Raw genomic sequence first — 19,755 nt, forward strand, 5'->3', positions numbered from 1 at the left:
TGAAAAAACATGGAGAATGAAAAATAGATAACCAATAGGAGAACAAACATGATGGTATTAACCCTGTTAATAAAGCAGATTGGTGGTGAGTTTACGGTTTACTGGAAGACCGGCCTTCGAAGAGGTGGTGAACTAAAGGTCGATTTAGGTGAGCAATACGACAAGCTACCTGAGCAGCAAAAGCCAATTGCAGCTGAGCTCTATGCGATTCATCACCTACTGTCAGTGAAAGAGGTGATGGGGAGTAACCGAAGCGGTAATGGCCTTCAAATCCGGGTCAGTAAAGGAGCCATCAAAAAGTTACAGAAACAACGCTCAACTCAGCATTCACTTTACAGCCTGACTAGGTTCTTGCTCACTCGTTACCAGGAAGCACAGATCTCGGTAGAAAAGCGGGACGATTGGCTCTCACATTCCTTCGAAGAATACAGCGTCGATAATGCTACAGTGAGAGAAATCGATGAGGTAATCAACGTTCCGAACATTGGACCTGTCGTGGTGACTCGTCATGCACTGGAACGGTTTGTGGAACGGCTTTCTAATGGAGTGCCCAAGCATCCTTGGAAGGCTTTGTGCTCAAAGTTGCTATGTTCTGCGCTAACTAAAGCCCAGTTGCCTGAAAGGGTCACCATCCAAAAAGCCAAAAAATATGCACAGGAAGCAGAGTTCTGGCAGCATCTTGGTAGCAAAATGCACTTTGTTATGATTCCGGGTGACTCAATGAAGACGTTGGTAACGGTTTTTGCAGTAAAGTGAACTAATGTAGTATTCGCACTTTATGAATATTACTTATGTGCCAATTGCGGACATTTCCAGGTGCATACAGAAACGGCTGCTTTGCAGTTCAAAGCGGTCATTGCTTTAGCAAAGTGTACTCGACAATACTCGCGTAACCATCTTGATGAAGACCTATTTGGGGGGGTGTGTACGAAGCTTTGGAGGCAGCAAAAACTTGATCTCTAACTGTATGTCTTCTACAACTAATGTTAGTATTTCAATACTCTGCAATAAGGAATATTCATGCGTAAAAACCTTCCTGTTACTGATAGAGAGAAAACTTTTGGAAGCAATACAAAGTTAATTTCAGTGACCGATACTCAAGGCATCATTATTGAGTGCAATGATGCCTTTGTTGAAGTGAGCGGTTTTGAAAAACATGAACTAATCGGGCAGCCTCACAATATGGTAAGGCATCCTGATATGCCACCAGAAGCGTATAAAAAAATGTGGCATTACCTAAAGGCTGGGAAGCCTTGGATGGGCCTTGTCAAGAATCGATGTAAGAATGGCGATTTCTACTGGGTAGATGCTTATGTTACGCCTGTAACACAGAACGGTAAAATAATTGGCTATGAATCAGTTCGCTCTTGCCCCTCAAGGCAAGACGTGGAGCGGGCAGCTAGACTTTATCGTAATATCAATGTAGGTAAAACCAAACGCGCTGCTTTACCTATATCACTTGAAAATGTTTTCTTAGTCTTATCGATAGCAATTTGTGCTGGTTTATTTGGCTTTGGTTTCAGAGAGCTCTCAGAGGCGGCATTACTTATCTCTGTCATCATTTTTGCTTTTTGGGTCTCGTTTAATAGAAAGAAAACCCTAAATGCGTTGAATGAGATGCTTAACCATGCATTTTCGGATGAACTTGCTGTACAAAGCTATACTGATGAATCGGGTGATTTAGGCAAGCTTAAAGTCGCGATTCTAAGTCAGCTAGCACATTTGGGCACCGTGATTACTCGAATTGAAAGTGCTGCACTAGTCGTTGCTAAAGAATCTGAGAAAGGCGCGGAGCTCACGGCGAAAACAAGAAAAGATATTGAAAGTCAGCAGTCTGAAACGATGCAAGTTGCTACCGCAATGAACCAAATGTCGACGACCATTGCTGAAGTCTCCAAGCATGTCAGTGATACTGCTACGCAAGCTGATACTGCTAATCACCTCGCATTAAAAGGCAATGAGATTGCAAATATTACTCGCAGCTCCATTCAAAAGCTAAAAATGACCGTAGATCAAATTGGTAACTCAGTTCAAGGCGTTTCAGAACAAACCTCCCGAATTGCTAGTGCTGCGCAAATCATTGAACAGATTACCGAGCAAACCAATTTACTTGCGCTTAATGCTGCTATTGAAGCCGCACGAGCGGGCGAGCAAGGGCGTGGCTTTGCGGTAGTTGCTGATGAAGTCAGAAATCTCGCTAGACGCACTCAAGAATCTACAAAAGAAATCTACTGTATAGTTAACGAGTTAATTAATCGAGCAGGTGATGCCGTAAAAGTCGCTGATGCAGGGGCTATTGATGCCGAAGAGGGGCTTTCTAATGTTATTGAAAGTGGCAGAATGTTAAGCGGCATTTCAGAATCGATTGGCCAAATCGCCTCCATGTCTACTCAGATGGCTGCGGCAGTAGAAGAGCAAGCTCATGTTGCTGAGGATATTAATCGTCAAATTGTTAACATTTCCGCCCTTGCCGATTTGAGTAATGACAGTTCGATGCAACTTTCTGAAACCATTATTTATTTGAATGAAATAGCTGATGAGCTTCATGAGCTTGTAGTGCGGTTTAAGCGTTAGCCTCTCAAATGCAGAAGCCTTAGGAGCCTGCGAACAAGCTCCAATTTCATGACCGCCCCACCTGACAACGGCTTAACGACCACTTTCCGGTTATAACCGGCCCTTTTGAGCCCTTTTTCCTCCGTCTGGAGACCGTTTTCCAGTCTCCAGACGGAGCTACCCCTTAAAAGCGTACCCGACGACAGACCCGGACTACGTTAGCCAAGGCAAACAGGACCGAGAGCTTGTTGTCGTTTTTCTTCAAGCCGCGATAGCGGGTTTTCCTGAAACCAAACTGACATTTGATCACCCCAAACGCATGCTCGACCGGTGCTCGCAGGCTGGATTTGTAGTATTCCATTTCCAGCTCATGCTTGTTGATTCGGGGGGGCTTGCGCAGCGTTTTTACTTTCGATGGCATCAGCGCAATTTTCCAGTCGATGCCCTTACCCCATCGGCCAGTGCGTGACTCTACACCCCGATAGCCCGAGTCGGCATAGACATATTTCTCTTCACCGTGCAGCAGGTGTACAGCCTGAGTTACATCATGAACATTGGCCGCTGTGGTTTCAAAACTGTGTACCAGCCCTGACATTGAGTCCACCCCAATATGGGCCTTCATGCCAAAGTACCATTGGTTGCCTTTGCGGGTCTGGTGCATTTCGGGGTCACGCTCGCCGGTGCTGTTTTTGATAGAGCTTGGCGCATCAATAATGGTCGCGTCCATCAGTGTCCCTTCGCGCAGCAGCACACCGGCATCCTCTAGCCACAGATTGATCTCTTCGAAAATCTCCCGGCCCAGTTGGTGGCGCTCCAGTAGGTGCCGGAAGTTCATGATGGTGGTGTGGTCCGGGATCGGCTTGTCCAGCGACAGGCGGGCAAACAGCCGCATGCTAGCGACCTCGTAGAGTGCATCTTCTGCAGCCGGATCACTCAGGTTATACCACTGCTGAAGTAGATGAATTCGCAGCATCGTAGCCAGCGGATAGGGCCGGCGGCCATTGCCCGCCTTAGGGTAATAGGGTTCTATTACGGCCTCCAGCCGCCCCCAGGGGATGATCAACTCCATCCGCTCAAGGAAGATCTCTTTACGAGTTTTACGGCGCTTTTTCTGAAATTCACTATCAGCGAAGGTAAGTTGATGTGCCATGGCTACCGGATTTCCTTCCCAAGGAGATGATTGTGGTATTGTCTCATGAGTGGGGACTTAATCGCAGGCTCCCTTACATAAACAAAAGATTATTGTAGTGCAATTGATAGCTCGCAATTGATAAGTAAATTGTTGGAGACACTTTTGAACGCACCTGAATTCCCTATTGATGAAGCTACTCGTCTACTTGCGTTACAGCAGATAAATTTACTAGATACTCCCGCTGAGAAGCGATTTGATCGCATTACCAGATTGGCTGCGTCCGTATTTGAGGTGCCAATATGTCTCATATCTTTGGTTGATAGTGATAGGCAGTGGTTTAAATCAAAGGTTGGGCTTGATGTTTGCGAAACAAATCGTGATATCTCGTTTTGTGGGCATGCGATATTACATGATGATATTTTTATTGTTTCAGATGCAACAGAAGACGCACGCTTCGCGTCGAATCCTTTAGTTACCCATGAGCCACATATTCGTTTTTATGCAGGTGCTCCCTTAAAAGAGCCTAGCGGGCAACCTATTGGTACCCTATGTCTTATTGACTCCAAGGCTAGAGTTTTTTCAGCAAAAGAACAGCAAGAACTGCGCGAATTTGCAGATATGGTTGAGTATGAAATTGCCAAAGTAGACCAAGAACGACTTCAAGAACAATTCTTTAAAAGCATGGCAAGAACAGCCTCAATATTGGCAACACTGCCTGATATGATATTTGTAATTGACCGAAGTTTTCGTTTTTTGGTTTGCAAAGAGCATCCTGACTTACCTAAACCCCAACAAGAAATTTTGGGATATACGGTTCCTGAGATACTAACCAATGAATTAGGTAATCAACTGGTAGCTTGCCTGAAGCAAGCCTTTTCAACTGATGATGTGATTCATCATAACTACACGTTCGAAAAATCAAATCAATCGTTCGAAGCTCGATACAAAAAGATTGATGATAATGAAGTATTGGTGGTCATTCGCAATACCACTGAAAAAGTTGAAATACAGTCAGAAATAAGCCGCCTTTCCGAAGTTGCAAGGCAAACGACTAATGGTGTGGTAATTACCGATCTAGACGGTAGAGTTACATGGATTAATGACGCCTTTTCTGCTCTCACAGGGTATAGCATTGGAGAAATGCAGGGTAAAAAACCTGGGGAGTTATTACAAGGGGCAGACACTGATCCGGCAACTGTTGCAATAATGAGAGATGCTCTTGCCCAACAGGACGGCTTTAATGTTGATATTGTAAATTATTCAAAAGCACAAGACGCCTACTGGGTAAGGATAACTTGTAACCCGTTGTTTAGTAAAAATGGCAGTTTAAATGGCTATATTGCAATTGAAACAAATATTACAAAAGAGAAGCGGGATGAGGAGCTAATTCGTAACAGTGAGAATTTATTAAAAGCCGTTATAGACGCTAACAATATAGGCACATGGCATTTTAATATTCAAACGGGTGAGTTGATTATCAATGATAAATGGGCCGCACTACTGGGTTATACACTTTCTGAGTTATTACCTACAAACAGAAGTGCGTGGGAAAATTAACGCATCCTGATGACTTAGCTTATTGTGCAGCTATTCTTGAAAAGCATGCGGTAGGTCTTATTCCTACATATGAAGCCAATATTCGTATGAAACACAAAAATGGTGAATGGATATGGATAAATACCAGAGGGCGTGTATCTTCAAGGTCTAATGATGGCAAAGCGCTATGGTTATTGGGTACGCATTTTGATATCAATGACCAAATCATTGCAGAAAGAGCGCTTAGTGATAAGTCGCGGCAGATGGAAGCTGTTGTTGAAGGTTTACTTGATGGCATTATTATTATTGATTGCCGTGGTAAAATTTTGACATTTAACCAAGCGGCACAAGAAATCTTCGGCTATTCAGAAGGTGAAACGCTTGGCAAAAATATTAACATGTTGATGGGTTCTCCTCATCGTGAGCATCATGATGGTTACTTATCAAACTATATTGAACGTGGTATAAGCAATATTACCGGACGTATTCGTGAGCTGGACGCTTGGCGTAAAGATGGTTCAATTTTTCCTATCGAGCTTGGTGTCGTTGAAGTTCAAGTGGCTGGTGAAATTAACTTTATCGGTGTTGTAAGGGACATTACTGATCGAAAGCAACGTGAGCATGAAATTCATCAGTTAGCTTTTTATGACCCATTAACATTGCTACCTAATCGACGTCTGTTGTTGGATAGATTAGTGGGAGCTATAAACCATAGCGCTCGTACAAATAATTTCTCGGCGCTACTGTTTCTTGATTTGGATAACTTTAAAGACCTCAACGATAGTGCTGGGCATAATAAAGGTGATTTGCTGTTATGTCAGGTTGCTGAGCGTCTTGTCAACTCAGTTAGGCAAGGAGATACGGTAGCGCGTTTAGGCGGCGATGAGTTTGTTATCATTGCATCAGATTTAAGTCATGATCCAACATTAGCAGCGAACCAGGCTGAAGGACTTGCGCAAAAAATCAAGGATAATTTAGCGAAGGAATATAATCTTGACGGTCTGACTTACAATAGTTCTGCTAGCATTGGTGTGACATTTTTTAATAATGGGAACCTTCCAAAAGAAGATTTGTTAAAGCAAGCTGATATGGCTATGTACAAGGCTAAATATGCTGGCCGAAATGGTGTGCAGTTTTTTGACCCACAAATGCAAGTCGCAGTAAGCTCAAGAGCAACAATTATTAGCGACTTATACGCTGCAATCCTAGGCCAGCAATTTGTTCTTTTCTATCAAAAACAGGTCGATCATCTGGAGCAGTGTATTGGTGTTGAGGTGTTGTTGCGTTGGATACACCCAGAAAAAGGAATGGTGTCACCATTGCAATTTATCCCCTTAGCGGAGGAAACCGGTCTTATTGTGCCCATTGGCGAGTGGGTGCTACAAGAAGCTTGCGCTACTCTGGCAAAATGGTCTTTAGAATCGGAAAAACAACATCTTAGCATTGCGGTTAATATAAGTGTAGTTCAATTTAGCAAAGATAATTTTGTTCAGAGTGTTTTCAATGCATTAGAAATCTCAGGTGCAAATCCACAGTTACTTAAGTTGGAAATTACGGAAACGCTGCTCGCAAACAATATTCCCGATGTTAAAGCTAAGATGAAAGAGTTGCAGCAACACGGCGTGACTTTCTCAATCGATGATTTTGGTACAGGCTATTCATCCTTGTCTTATTTAAAACAATTACCAATAAATCAATTGAAAATTGACCAAGGATTTATTCGAGATATTATAAATAGCAGTAATGACAAAGCCATCGCTCAAGCAGTTATAACGCTAGCCGATTCAATGGAGCTGCAAGTTATAGCTGAAGGCGTTGAAACAGAAGCTCAGCGCGCGTTATTACAAAGCATGGGGTGTAATACCTATCAAGGCTATTTGTTCGGAAAACCTTGTCGGATAGAAGAGCTGCACTTTTAGACGCTATGAGAGTAAGGCACATTAAGCAGGTTTTGATTCAGTAGTTTATGGGCAATAAGATCCAAAAGGTGATTGTCCGCTATATCAAACAAAGCATACTTTTGAATGAGCACTATGATGCGGAGAGAAATTTCCGCTATTCGCTCAAAACGGTCTAAGTATAAGGTTGGCTCGTTAAACCTAGCTGTTGTTACTGGTCATAACAGCTAGTCAGAAACACACACAATTCCTTCATCTATCTGGCCAATCGCTCTTACTGGGATCTTTAGCATGTTAGCTCTATGAAATTTCTGGAGCTGACAATGAGAACCCCTTTGTTACCTTGGTTCATCCTATGGGTGACCATCCCAATCATTATTTTCCTTCTATTCATCTTGCCCGCCTATGCTAGTGATGGGCAATTCTATCAGCGTGGTCAGGAAGGCTGGTTTTGGTATCAGGTCATTCCTGAGCCAGCGGAGTCTGAAGAGCTTTTAAAGCAGGAATTTGGTTCCGTTGAGTCCAGTCAGGACGAGCTAAAACCCTTCAGTGCTGCCTGGTTCCGAGAGCACATGCAGTCGTTCATGGACAAGGCTATTGATGAGCCGACGAATGAGAACGTCAGAGCCTATCTGTATCTCCAGCGAGTCATGATGGATAAGGGCTCACTATTTGCTGATGTTAGTCAGCAGGTGGTCATGGGTGATCCTGTTTTGGATGAAATCAGTCGCAGACCCTTGGCGACTTATGCTGCCAATCGGATGGATCGAGAAGCTGGCGCTCAACGTGATGTAGCTTTAGGTGAAGTAGCAAAACGGGCTGGCTTGTTCTTCTTCTATCGTTCGGATTGCCCTTATTGCCATGCTCAAGCGCCTATCATCGAATCTATGGCCTTGAACTATGGGTTCGAGGTGTTTGCTATTGCTGTCGATGGCTTGCCTTTACCCGGTGGAGAGTTTCCCAATTACAAAGTCGATTCAGGACAAGCACAAACCTTGTCCGTTTCGACTGTTCCAGCGGTCTTCTTAGTAGACCCGCCTAATGTCATCACTCCGATTGGCCAGGGCGCAATGAGCCTTGATGAGCTCAATAATCGAATCATTCTTGCAGCCCATCAAGCCGGTTGGATTGACGATCAAACTTACTATGCCACCAGACCTGTTCAACCCGGCGTGTCACTCGCGATGTCAGCCCAAGAGCTTAACGAAAAGATATTACAGGACCCTGAGTTCCTTGTTCGCTATCTGCGTGCACAAGGAGGGTTATAACGATGAAAAAAGTATTCCGAGTATCGCTAATCGCCTGTGCGATTGGTTTTTCATCTATGAGCCAAGCAAGCTTGCAACAGGAGATGAACCAGTTGTTTGGTTCAATGACCAACACCACTGCGCCTGGTGTATTCGAGAGTCAACGGCGTGGTGTGATATCTGGCGGAAGCGTTGTTGTTCGTAACAGGATCATGAACGAGAACCTCGTCTCTATGGTGCCTCCGTCATTCCAAGCCGGTTGTGGCGGCATTGATATGTTCGCTGGAAGTTTGTCATTTGTTAATGCAGATCAGTTTGTTCAATTACTTCGTTCTGTTGCTGCAAACGCCAAGGGATACGCATTCCAATTGGCGCTCAGTGCTATGTGTGAGAAATGCTCTCAGCACATGGAGACACTGCAAAAGAAAATCCAGCAGTTGAACGAGTATTTCGGCAATTCCTGTCAAATGGCTCAGGGAGTCGTGAACGATACCCTGGCTGCTTTTGGTAAAAAGGGGCAAACAGAAGCCAGCATGTTGAGCTCACTTAAAGGGGCTGGAGACGTTTTTACCAGTTGGAGTGAATCCAATGGTAAGAACCCATATGAGAACGCTTCGAGTGTCGCGGCATCTGATGTGAACAAAACGATTAAAGGTAATTTGGTTTGGCGAGCATTGAAACGTCACTCGGCATCAAGCTGGTTTGCATCGGGGGATGACCGTTTCCTTGAAGCGGTTATGTCGGTGACTGGTTCGATCATTGTTGGTGATCTTGCTAATGCCGCTGATGGCCAAGGTAAAGCCCCAAAACTGACCAGGCTGAATGGCAATAAAGTGACTATTGAGCATCTAATTCATGGCGGTAACGTCGCTATGTACCGATGTGACACAGTGACGCAAGACGGTTGTCTGAACCCAACAATCACTAACGTGACTCTTACCGGGTTATCAACTCAGGTAGAAAATTTACTTCTTGGTACAGGTTCTAGTAACGGCATTATTTTTAAGTTTGCTCGAAATACAGGGGCTGCTAGCACCACCGAAAAGGCTTTTATGACCTCGGCTCCTGCCAGCATTGGGGGCATGATTCGAACTCTTTCTGCATTAAATGAAGGGGCCGCTAGATCGTTTGCTTCAAGAGCGGCACCATTTATTGCTGTTGAGATGGCCCGAGCATTGGTTGAAGACATGCTCAATGCAGCTAGAAGTACCTCAGGTGTGGAAGATCATGCCTATGCGAAGTTATTAACGGAAGACCTTGAACGTGCACGTCGCCAAATCAATGAGGAGTACGCCGCGTTGCAGCGAAGATACGGCTCAGAGCAAGAGTTGCTGGCACATTTTAACCAGGTGATTCAGACCATTCGCAAACAGCGTTATTACACCGTTAAATCTACGGCGCTGGGGGAATAGGTCATGTGGGAAATCTATTCCATCGGGGATTCGGCTTTTTTAGAGCAGGTCCTGAACGCTGTCGCGATGATCACTGGTACAGGCGATTTTACTTCAATGGTTCGGATTGGCTTGCTCATTGGGGTATTGATGGTCTCTGTTCAGGCCTTAATGCAAGGTGGTCGAGGGATTAACTTTCAACATGTTTTAGTCTCATGGCTAGTCTTTGCAACCATGTTTGGGCCCAGTACCCGAGTGAGCATTGAGGATGCGTACACGGGACAAGTTCGAGTGGTTGATAATGTGCCCATCGGTGTTGCTGCCGCAGGCAGTACGATTTCGACTGTTGGCTTTCAAGTCACGCGATTGTTTGAAACGGCGTTCTCAACTCCCGCCATGACGGAATACGGCTTTGCATCCAGTTTACAGTCACTGATTAAAGTGAGAAAACAGGTGATGGATCGCTCTGGTTTGGGTGATGCAAATCGTGTCGCCGGTTCGGACATCGAGCAATCGTGGTTTAACTACATCAAAGAGTGCACCTTGATTGGTATCGACATTGGCCAAAAGAACCTCGATCAGGTGCTGAGTGATCCTAACCCGATGACTGCGATTAGGTTTGATTCGCGCATTTATGGCACTCGAATCATGCTCAGTGGTAGCAGTAGCGATCTGGACTGCACCGATGCCTATAGCCAACTGAAACTCATGACAGAATCAACCTTCATTCCAAGGCTTAAACAGGTTCTGTCAGCCTCATTGGGGACTTCGTCAGCAACGGACACTGATGACGTGATCCGAAATGCACTGAATAACCTTGGTTTGGCTTCAGTAAACACCCAAGAGTACATGACCGCGTCGGTGCTTTTGCCTATTTATGAGCAAAGCGTGACGGGCAAATATATGGATGATCAAGCTTTCACCGCAGCCGTTATGGTTAATCAAGCGATTGAGCAGCGCAATACGCAATGGGCGGCGGAGCAGACCCTGTTCCAAAGTATCGTTCGTCCGATGATGACGTTTTTTGAGGGGTTCATTTACGCCATCACCCCTTTGATGGCCTTTGTGATAGCCCTTGGCCAAATCGGGATGCGAATGGCCGGGAAGTACTTGTTAATCCTGCTTTGGATTCAACTTTGGATGCCTGTCATGGCCATCATTAACCTGTATATTCATTTAACCGTTGCTGGGAAAATGTCGTCGCTTGATGCCTTTGCAGGTACAGAAGTGCCATCTTTTGCTGGGATGATGCAGATGGATTCAGTGCTGCAAACCTGGATAGCTACTGGCGGCATGTTGGCGTCGAGTGTTCCGGCGATTTCGCTCATGCTCGTGTATGGCTCAGCAATAACCGCTACCCACTTGGCTGGACGTCTTCAAAACGGTGATGCCATTGATGAAAAGATGGCAAGTCCAGATGTCGCGAAAAATGCCCCGGTAATGCAATCACAGTCAATGTTCCAAAATTCAGCCCTCACTGGTTCTGCTATGACCGGCGCGTCAAACCTACTAAGCAGTTTCTCTGTCGGAAACGCAGTGGGTTCAATGGTCGGCTCTGCAAAAGAATCCATGACTCAGGCAACTCAAGCCTTTAGTCGTCAGGTTGGCAATACCATGAGTCGAACCTTTGGTGAAAAGCTAAGTTACGACAACCTTTCTTCGGTTGGACGTCAGATCGGCTCATCTAACTCAGCATCTAGCGCCGTTGTTAATCAGGTTACTGATGACCTGCAAACTCGGTATGGTTTTGGCGACGATAAAAAAGATGCTGTACGTGGCTTGGTATCTGGCGTGTTATCGGGAGGCTTAAGGGTCGGTGGCGATGGAACCATTACAAATCCCGGTGAGAAAGAAGTTGCTGACAAGGGTTTTCTTGGAAGGCTTCTTGGTACTGGCGGCAATGATTCTCCACAGGGCAACTTGCCAGGAGTGGATAAGCCAGACTCATCTCGTGTACCAAAACTATCAAGGGTACGAGCAGGCTTGGATTTAGGTGGTAACTTTAGTGGCCAAGTTGAGTCATCAGAGGGCAGTTCTCGATCTACGACCGCAAATACGCTCACTGGGGAGATGCAAAGCTTGGCATCAAGTGATTCACGACGTGCTGAGTTTCGCGATGCGATGGTTAAGGACCTTTCAGATTCAAGACGCTCTGGCGTTGAGATGTCGTTGTCTAATCAAGACTATCATTCACTTCAGAGTTCAGCACAAGACGTTATCACGGCATCAAACCGCTTTAGTGAGCTTGATCAGGCCAGCTACAGTCTATCAGGACAAAGGAACACGGATGGTGCGACGTTAACTCGATTAGCAGCGGATAATCCTGAAGTCATGGATTATTTAGGTCGCTATATGAACCAGCATGTTGAAGCAGGTAACCGATTACGTGAAAACCTTCCAATGTATCAGCGCTTGCTACCTGATGATAATCAGGCGTATGTGGCCGCAGCTATGGAGTCTTTAACCTATAGCAACTCCTCGACGCCCGCTGAACGAGACAATGACTATCAAGCAGCAATGACTGTTATGGCCATGGCTACCGGAGCCGATTTACGATCTATTCAGCCACGCTCTAATGAAGGCTTGTCATCAACTGCACCTACTTTTGGTGGCACTCAAAGCCAAGTTGAATCCGGTGTTCTGGGAGGCTATGAGGATGCTGCAACAGTTCAAACGCAGTTCAATTCGGCTCAATCTGCTTACCAAACCAATCTTTCTGGTGTAGATGGACAGCTGAATGCGCATCAGCAACAAGCCCAGCAGGCCGTAGCTTCTGACACAAGTACCTATCAATCTGGACTAAACAGTGAAGCTGGCTCTCAGTGGCGATCTCGCATTATGGCTGATGATAGCGGAGTCTCTGGTGCTGAAATGTTCTTCAACAGCGCCAGGGCTATTGGTGATTTCAGTGGCAAGCATACTGATGCAGCACTGCATACCTTGAATCATTTTGGCGAAGACTATGAGAGTTACAAGGAGCAAGCCCTTGCAGAACCTGGCTCACGAGGTTTCTTGCACAATGCAACGGTGGCCAGCAAATCAACATGGGATGGGTTAAAAGCAGCCGTTGACGCCGGAACCTCTTTGGAAAATCCTTTGACGGCGTTTAATGATGCATACAGTGGATCGAGTTCGCAGTATGCCTCCGAAGTTAACTGGGGCACTAAGTCTGAAGCCATGTTGGCTGGGGCATTCGGTGCGGCAGTTAACAATCGATACGGTGAGTTCTTAGAACAGTACGCCGATGATTTTAAACAGGAAGCATACAGCGAAGGGCAGAGAATGGGATTGACCCCGATTCAAAGTCAAGTGTTCGCTCAAGCTTTCAATGAAGGTTTGGCGGGGCGCGTATTCAACTCTGAAGACTCATCGAGTTGGTCGCCTGAAATGCTAGGTCTAAGGGAGCAAATGCTAAATGAGTATCGTCAAAAGGATGAGAGTGGCGCTTACATTCCTGACAGTGTGTCCGAAGAAGATAAAGCATTTGTGGATAAGCAGATAGCGGTGATCTCAAATGCATCCCTTGCGGGAGATTATGCTCAGAACAACTTGATTGATATTAGGGCCTATAACCAGGCATCAGGAAGGAACTGAAAATAGAAGGTAGCCAGCTTGTGGTTGGCTGGCTATTTTTTTGGCTTTTTGGGATACCTTGGATAAAAGCCATCAAAAAACGAATGGAGCTTATACCAATACCATTTTTCTTCAATGCTCAAAGTTCTACCCGAATCTTTAACTTGGTTACTCAAGAATCTAATTCCAGTACAAATAGCTAAGAAAAAGAGTCCCAAACCAACAATTGTCCAACTCGCTTGCCAATATGCGATTGCTACAAGCATAGTGATTATGGCTATAAGTCCGATGGGATTACAGGTCGCTTTGAATCCCAAGTAGCTGAAAAAAAAGACGGTGCAGAACAGAAATGGCAAAGCCGCTAACTTGGCAGATGTCGTTAATATTTCTGATGGAAAAAAATGAGCCGCAGCCAAAGTCGCCAGAAAAAGCCCCAGTGATATAAACCAGCAGCGTGCTGGTAAAGATTTAAGTAAGTTTGTCATCTTCTTAGTACTCTCAAAGTGCACGGGCGGTGCACAATCAAATCATGCATCAGCATGTTAGTTCTCAAAAAGTGCTCTAGTGGTTTGCTCGGCCATAATCTCACACACAGGGCATTTAAGCTGAATGCGCTGTTGTGATACCGTCAAATACAGACTGCCGCATCGACACCGGTGTAAGGATGCAAGCTGTGATCTTAAATCACGAGCTAGAACCCAACCTTCATTGATGGTTAGTTTTTTCCAGGGGATCTCAGCTGGAAGATCTGCTTCTTCTCTTGCAACCAAGTACGCATCGTAAGCCTTCATCAAAGCATCGATATTTAATTGCTTGTAGACATTATCACCACCAATATTGACATAAAGCGCCATCAGCAGAGAGCCTTCAACTAATGCTCTTCTGCTTTTAACGATGGCATCAGATTCTGGCAATTGACCAGGACAAGGTGACTTGCCGGTCACTTCTTTGTGGAGCCTTCTGATAATGTGGATTGGCAAACCTGTATCGAGCGCGATAATGGTTGTTCTAAATCCGTATTTAATAAGCAGCGAGGCTCGGGTAAACAGCTCACTTTTGGACAGGTTATCAATCATGCATCCCCCTTGTTGTTTAGGGTTGATAATAAATAAGCGATTCTTGGGATACCTGTGCCTTTGCTCTTCACCATCTCAATCAGTTGGCTTTGGTTACCCCTTGGTTGAAACAGCATGAATGATGAAGTCGCCACTCGTTGCAGGTCGTCAACACCAGCATTAATCAGTGCATCCACCACGTCGCGTGTAAGTCCAAAGCGCAAGACCGCCTCTTGCGGATCAATTCGCGCTAATTCTCGTGCTGCGTGTAGGTACGCCAAATTTAATTGATAGAAGTCTTGTTGATTGGTTGTCATTGACGGACCTCCAGTTCATGTAAAATATTGCGATAGATAGAAAGCACTCTTTGCCCATACCAGCGTGCACGCTCTTCGTTCCAGCTGTGATAGCGGCCTATGCCAAGCTCTAAATCGTTTGGTGAAGACTTGATTGCTTCGGCCAAAATACTGGAGCCGACAGTTAGGTTGGTGATGGGGTCTAGCAGTTCTGCTGCTGAACTCACCCGATGTCCGTGCCAATGCAAATTGATTTGCATTAGGCCAATATCGAGCTGGTATTTTTCACTCTCTTGCAGTGCTTGGTTTAACAGTTGCTCTGCTTCTGTCTTAGATTTGGCGTAGGTTGCATTTGAACCATTGCGAATTGCGTATGGCCATGGGCTGGTCATGTTGAGACCACGATGTGAGGCGGACTCAGCCAAGGCAACGGCGTAGAGCATGACTGGATCAATACCAACGCTTTGTGCTGCTTTTTCCCACTGATAGCCCGGAAAAGCATAGACTGAAGTGCTTGCGGACATGGCTATCGCTAGGGCAATGGTTTTTGCTTTAATCGTTTTCATTTTTGTCCTCTAATTGATTTCCGAGAAGCGCCTGAATGGCTTTCGGGCTTATTCTTTTTAAAGGCACTGCGCTAAAGTCGGCGATGCCTCTCGTATAAACTTGTGCCGCTTTTGACCAGTCGCCCACGGCAACAGGCGCTTGCATATCAAATCCTTTTTGCTGGTTCTGATGGTCTGCAATACCCTGTAATAGCCTTGGGTATTCACCCACTTCGTCCCGCAGCAAGTAAGCCTGGTAGCGTGTTAAAAACTCTTTTTGCTTAAAGGGGTATTCCCTGTCATCTACCTTGCAGAGTTCAACCCATCCCCCCATGTCTGAAATAACGCGGTGAATAAGCGCATCGTCAAACATCACGGATGTCCAAGCGCCAACCTGACGAACAGCCTTGTCAACTTTGTTCCAAGCAACCATGGCTCTTGAACCCGAGTTGCCATCGATATGCTTGATGACGTCAGCGGGCTTTGGAAAAAATTGCCCAGTATCCGGTGATTGAATATGCCGAGTCAGACCGATTCGCACTTCTTCAATGCTATAAGCACGAAGGGCTTCAAATGCGATGGATAGCAATTGTGGTGATACGCTTTTGCCATACATGGCCCAAGCTGCTCCCCAAACTTCAGCAAACTCGCGTTTATCAACCTCCTGCACTTGAACGAACCTCCCGAATACCTGGTCCGGCCCAGCTTTCAGCAATGCGGCGATTGCTTTCTTCAATGTTCAATTGGTGATTGCTGCCCTTTAGGCTCGTCGATGATTGCTGTACTTCATCAATGCGAACGTACTCGTCTTCCCATTGCCGGTTTAAAAGCCAGTTATGTGGCATAGGGGTCTTAGTCCGATCTTGATACTGCAATCGGTTGTCTCGTTGCTCTTTCCAGCGTGTTAGCACTTCCAAGGCGAGTTCATGGTCTTCATTGAGGCCCATGCGAAGCCATTCTTCTTTGGCTTTCGCTTTTTTTTCTTTGCGTATTTGTACATCCCAGAAGTCTTCAAACTGTATGTGGCCAACAGTTTTAATTGTTGGTTTATTGCTTCTCTCAGAGTCATCCGACCGTTGAGAGTCCCTTACCGGGTTGCCATCAGGCATAAACAATGATGAAAATTCTTCTGGTAGCCGAGCTTGAAAAGCGGCAAGAGATTTCAAAAGCGATGCCATACCAACGAAGTCGGCAGGTACATCTTTAAGCAACCGAAAGGCGGCCTTACCTTGGTTCGGGTTTTCGATTGGGTTGTGCTTCAGAAAGCTCCGAATCAAAGTCCAACCGGATTCCTCGCAACGAATGAGGAAATGATCTTGTTCTAACTCATTTAGAGCCTTGGCAACCTGTTGCTCATCCCAGTTCAAGTCAGAAGCAACGTAACCAATCGGCAATCGAAAGCAGCCAAGCAAATTACAATGTGGGCATGTAAGCAAATACAGTCCTAGCAACTTCGCTGAGTCACTCCAGGACAAAACGTTTTGCTTTAGCCAAAAGCGGGTATAGACCTTGCCATAATCACGCATGGAGGAACTCGCTTTTGTGTTTACGTAAAATGCTGACCATTATTTGCCCTTAATCCTACTGGTTACTGGCTTTCAGCTCGCTTGGGCATTCGGGATAGATGTCCGGTCTTAACTGGGATCGGGTTACCTGTCCTTGCGTAGCTTGTTCGATGGGTAAAACGAATTCAGCGGGAACTCGCCCTGATTTATTCAACCAAAACCAGACGTTTTGCTGTTTTGAGTTGATGGCTCGTGCTAATGCTGATTGCCCGCCGACCAAGTCAATGGCACGGCGGAGATGTTTTTGTGTCGTGTTGAACACTTCCATACCGTCTCCTGTTACAATAATAACTGTTACAAGATTGAATGTTACAGTTTAAACTGTAGATTAGTCAACAGTTAAAATTGTTGAAAGGCTACAGTTTTATTTGTAGAATACGGGCTTATGAAAACTTTATCCGAACGACTAAACCATGCCTTGCAGCTTACTGGGGTGACTCAGTCTGAGTTGGCTCGTCGCATTGGTATCAAACAGCAGTCGATCAGCCAGATTTGCTCTGGTAAATCGGCTAGGTCTCGTTACACCATGCAGATCGCGGAGGCGCTTCGCGTGAATGCTCATTGGCTCGCCACAGGTGATGGCGAGATTGGCTTGGGGGTCGGTAATGTAGAAGTCGGGCCTGATATTAAGGGAAGAATTCCTCTCATTAACTGGGTTCAGGCCGGTGATTGGACTGAAATAGCGGAGGGATTTGCCCATGAAGATGCTGAGGAGTGGCGTGAAGTCACTGGGAAAGCACATGAGGGTTGTTTCGCACTTCGCGTAAAAGGCGACAGTATGGAAAATCCAAGCGGAAAAAAATCCATACCTGAGGGGGCAGTGATCGTTGTTGATCCTGAGTTACCTTATTCTTCAGGTTCATTGGTTGTTGCGCGTTTGGATGATTCGAAAGAAGCAACCTTTAAGCAGTTAGTTATTGATGGTGAACAGAAGTACCTAAAACCTTTGAACCCGCAATACCCTGCAATACCGATCAACGGCAACTGCACCATCATCGGTGTAGTACGACAAGCTATCATCGATTTTTGGTAGCGAAGGAATTTGTGGTTTAGCCACAGTTGTTCATGAGCTGAAGAAGCAACGATTGCAAACAGCTACAACTGAGCATTGGCGCACGCTGAGAGTAAATGGTAACCGATTAGATAACCATTGATTGTTTATAAAGTCAAGATCAGCGAAAATAGCGGCCAATTACGATTAACACGACGGATTTGACAAGCGAAGAACTGAAAATAGAGTACTTCCAAAAGTGTGTACAAATCCGTGTACAAACTAAAAGAATTTATACATGGCAAACCAAGATTTTCTTAATGAAATCAATAAGCGAAGGACCTTTGCTATCATCTCGCACCCTGATGCCGGTAAAACCACCATTACCGAAAAAGTACTGCTGTACGGAAACCTGCTGCAAAAAGCCGGTACCGTAAAAGGACGCGGCTCCGGGCAGCACGCTAAGTCGGATTGGATGGAAATGGAAAAAGAGCGGGGCATTTCGGTGACCACGTCGGTGATGCAATTCCCATATCGGGATGCGCTGGTAAACCTGCTCGACACACCTGGTCACGAAGACTTTTCGGAAGATACCTATCGGACATTGACTGCCGTTGATTCCTGCTTGATGGTGATTGATGCCGCCAAAGGTGTGGAAGATCGAACCCGCAAATTGATGGAAGTAACGCGCCTGCGCGATACGCCGATTGTCACCTTCATGAACAAGCTCGACCGCGATATTCGCGATCCCATGGAGCTGCTTGATGAAGTTGAGAATGAACTCAACATCATGTGCGCACCGATTACTTGGCCTATTGGCTGTGGTAAAGAATTCAAAGGCGTGTATCACTTAACTCGTGATGAAGTGATTTTGTATCAAACCGGTCAAGGCCACACTATTCAGGGCGTTGAAGTCATTAAAGGTATTGATAACCCTTTGGTCGAGGAAAAAATCGGCGACGGTTTGGCTGAGATTCTTCGCGAAGAATTAGAGTTGGTGCAAGGGGCTTCGAACGAGTTTGACCAAGAGCTGTTTGATTCAGGTGATTTGACACCGGTATTTTTTGGTACCGCGTTAGGTAACTTCGGTGTTGATCACATGCTCGATGGCTTAACAGCTTGGGCACCGACGCCGCAACCACGCAAAACCAACGAACGTATCGTTGAATCGGGTGAAGAAAAATTCTCAGGATTCGTGTTTAAGATTCAAGCCAACATGGATCCGAAGCACCGAGATCGCATTGCCTTTATGCGTATTTGCTCTGGCAAATACACCAAGGGTATGAAAATGCGTCATGTGCGCATTGGTAAAGATGTCGCGATTTCTGACGCCGTGACCTTCTTAGCGGGCGATCGCAGCCATGCCGATGAAGCTTATCCGGGCGATATTATCGGCCTGCATAACCACGGTACCATTCAGATTGGTGATACTTTCTCGCAAGGCGAAGCCTTTAAATTTACGGGTATTCCAAACTTTGCACCAGAAATGTTCCGCCGTATTCGCCTGAAAGATCCACTCAAGCAAAAACAATTGCTTAAAGGCTTGGTGCAGTTATCAGAAGAAGGTGCCGTTCAGGTATTCCGGCCACTCGATAGCAACGATTTGATTGTGGGTGCCGTTGGTGTGCTGCAGTTTGATGTGGTGGTGGCGCGACTGAAAAGTGAATACAAGGTCGATGCGATTTACGAGTCCGTGAGTGTGGCAACTGCGCGCTGGGTTACAGGCGATGATGCGAAAAAGCTGGATGAATTCCAGCGTAAAGTATCAACCAACTTGGCCCTAGATGGCGGTGACAACCTCACTTACATTGCGCCGACCATGGTGAACTTGAATCTGGCGATGGAACGTTATCCGGACATTATGTTCCACAAAACTCGCGAACATTAATTGGTATACTGTGCCGTCCTAAAATAAGTTGACGGTTTTTATTAAGCCAGCGTTCCTTCAACGCTGGCTTTTTTGTGCACTTGTT

17 protein-coding genes are annotated in these 19,755 nt (G+C 45.7%); 9 read left to right on the top strand and 8 right to left on the bottom strand.

Translation table 11 applies throughout. The features are described from left to right. The first annotated feature begins 48 nt into the window (after positions 1 to 48). Positions 49 to 756: a hypothetical protein gene (locus K0504_RS13480; RefSeq protein WP_220104688.1), complete on the top strand. Its 708-nt coding sequence runs from the start codon at positions 49 to 51 to the stop codon at positions 754 to 756. Positions 757 to 1,020: 264 nt separating this feature from the next. Next, positions 1,021 to 2,574: a methyl-accepting chemotaxis protein gene (locus K0504_RS13485; protein WP_220104689.1), complete on the top strand. Its 1,554-nt coding sequence runs from the start codon at positions 1,021 to 1,023 to the stop codon at positions 2,572 to 2,574. A gap of 163 nt (positions 2,575 to 2,737) precedes the next feature. Here the strand turns inward: K0504_RS13485 and K0504_RS13490 are convergent, their stop codons facing one another. Next, positions 2,738 to 3,703 (bottom strand): IS5 family transposase, encoded by a 966-nt coding sequence (locus K0504_RS13490; RefSeq protein WP_220104690.1) that lies wholly within the window; start codon positions 3,701 to 3,703, stop codon positions 2,738 to 2,740. A gap of 144 nt (positions 3,704 to 3,847) precedes the next feature. Here K0504_RS13490 and K0504_RS13495 point away from each other — a divergent pair, with 144 nt between their 5' ends. The 5 genes from K0504_RS13495 (at position 3,848) to K0504_RS13515 (ending at position 13,351) form a co-directional block, all read left to right on the top strand. Then, positions 3,848 to 5,242: a PAS domain-containing protein gene (locus tag K0504_RS13495; protein ID WP_220104691.1), complete on the top strand. Its 1,395-nt coding sequence runs from the start codon at positions 3,848 to 3,850 to the stop codon at positions 5,240 to 5,242. Continuing rightward, positions 5,230 to 7,140 carry a bifunctional diguanylate cyclase/phosphodiesterase gene (locus K0504_RS18595; RefSeq protein WP_220104692.1) on the top strand — a complete coding sequence of 637 codons (1,911 nt, stop codon included), beginning with the start codon at positions 5,230 to 5,232 and terminating at the stop codon, positions 7,138 to 7,140. Before K0504_RS13495 ends, K0504_RS18595 begins: the two co-directional genes overlap by 13 nt. Positions 7,141 to 7,442: 302 nt before the next feature. After that, positions 7,443 to 8,387 (top strand): thioredoxin family protein, encoded by a 945-nt coding sequence (locus tag K0504_RS13505; protein WP_220104693.1) that lies wholly within the window; start codon positions 7,443 to 7,445, stop codon positions 8,385 to 8,387. A gap of 2 nt (positions 8,388 to 8,389) precedes the next feature. Then, positions 8,390 to 9,778, top strand: coding sequence for a conjugal transfer protein TraH (locus K0504_RS13510; RefSeq protein WP_011788529.1), 1,389 nt, complete (start codon positions 8,390 to 8,392; stop codon positions 9,776 to 9,778). A 3-nt stretch (positions 9,779 to 9,781) separates the two neighbouring features. Continuing rightward, positions 9,782 to 13,351, top strand: a complete 3,570-nt coding sequence (locus K0504_RS13515; protein ID WP_220104694.1) for a conjugal transfer protein TraG N-terminal domain-containing protein — start codon at positions 9,782 to 9,784, stop codon at positions 13,349 to 13,351. A 32-nt stretch (positions 13,352 to 13,383) separates the two neighbouring features. On the opposite strand, the gene eexS is transcribed toward K0504_RS13515, so the two are convergent. The 7 genes from eexS to K0504_RS13550 are packed head-to-tail and all read right to left on the bottom strand — an operon-like array spanning position 13,384 to position 17,059. After that, the gene (gene eexS / locus K0504_RS13520; RefSeq protein ID WP_087504542.1) at positions 13,384 to 13,815 is read right to left on the bottom strand and encodes an entry exclusion protein EexS; all 432 of its coding nucleotides are present in this window, start codon (positions 13,813 to 13,815) and stop codon (positions 13,384 to 13,386) included. A gap of 57 nt (positions 13,816 to 13,872) precedes the next feature. Further along, positions 13,873 to 14,406: a FlhC family transcriptional regulator gene (locus K0504_RS13525; RefSeq protein WP_000566753.1), complete on the bottom strand. Its 534-nt coding sequence runs from the start codon at positions 14,404 to 14,406 to the stop codon at positions 13,873 to 13,875. Then, positions 14,403 to 14,702: a flagellar transcriptional regulator FlhD gene (locus K0504_RS13530; RefSeq protein ID WP_000210563.1), complete on the bottom strand. Its 300-nt coding sequence runs from the start codon at positions 14,700 to 14,702 to the stop codon at positions 14,403 to 14,405. Before K0504_RS13530 ends, K0504_RS13525 begins: the two co-directional genes overlap by 4 nt. Then, positions 14,699 to 15,247 carry a lytic transglycosylase domain-containing protein gene (locus tag K0504_RS13535; RefSeq protein WP_087504543.1) on the bottom strand — a complete coding sequence of 183 codons (549 nt, stop codon included), beginning with the start codon at positions 15,245 to 15,247 and terminating at the stop codon, positions 14,699 to 14,701. Before K0504_RS13535 ends, K0504_RS13530 begins: the two co-directional genes overlap by 4 nt. Then, a complete protein-coding gene (locus tag K0504_RS13540; protein WP_007105460.1) occupies positions 15,234 to 15,896 on the bottom strand; it encodes a DUF6475 domain-containing protein in 663 nt (220 codons plus the stop codon). Before K0504_RS13540 ends, K0504_RS13535 begins: the two co-directional genes overlap by 14 nt. Next, positions 15,883 to 16,752: a hypothetical protein gene (locus K0504_RS13545; protein WP_087504544.1), complete on the bottom strand. Its 870-nt coding sequence runs from the start codon at positions 16,750 to 16,752 to the stop codon at positions 15,883 to 15,885. Before K0504_RS13545 ends, K0504_RS13540 begins: the two co-directional genes overlap by 14 nt. Before the next feature lie 55 nt (positions 16,753 to 16,807). After that, positions 16,808 to 17,059 (bottom strand): helix-turn-helix domain-containing protein, encoded by a 252-nt coding sequence (locus K0504_RS13550; RefSeq protein ID WP_000451746.1) that lies wholly within the window; start codon positions 17,057 to 17,059, stop codon positions 16,808 to 16,810. Between the two features lie 117 nt (positions 17,060 to 17,176). On the opposite strand from K0504_RS13550, the gene K0504_RS13555 reads away from it, so the two are divergent. Together K0504_RS13555 and prfC are read left to right on the top strand one after the other, a co-directional pair. Then, complete coding sequence (locus K0504_RS13555) at positions 17,177 to 17,824, top strand: LexA family protein (protein ID WP_000854920.1); 648 nt, start codon at positions 17,177 to 17,179, stop codon at positions 17,822 to 17,824. Positions 17,825 to 18,080: 256 nt separating this feature from the next. Beyond that, positions 18,081 to 19,670, top strand: a complete 1,590-nt coding sequence (gene prfC / locus K0504_RS13560) for a peptide chain release factor 3 (protein ID WP_220104695.1) — start codon at positions 18,081 to 18,083, stop codon at positions 19,668 to 19,670. Positions 19,671 to 19,755: the final 85 nt, after the last annotated feature.

Source organism: Neiella holothuriorum, assembly GCF_019457915.1.
In the GTDB taxonomy this organism is placed as follows: domain Bacteria; phylum Pseudomonadota; class Gammaproteobacteria; order Enterobacterales; family Neiellaceae; genus Neiella; species Neiella holothuriorum.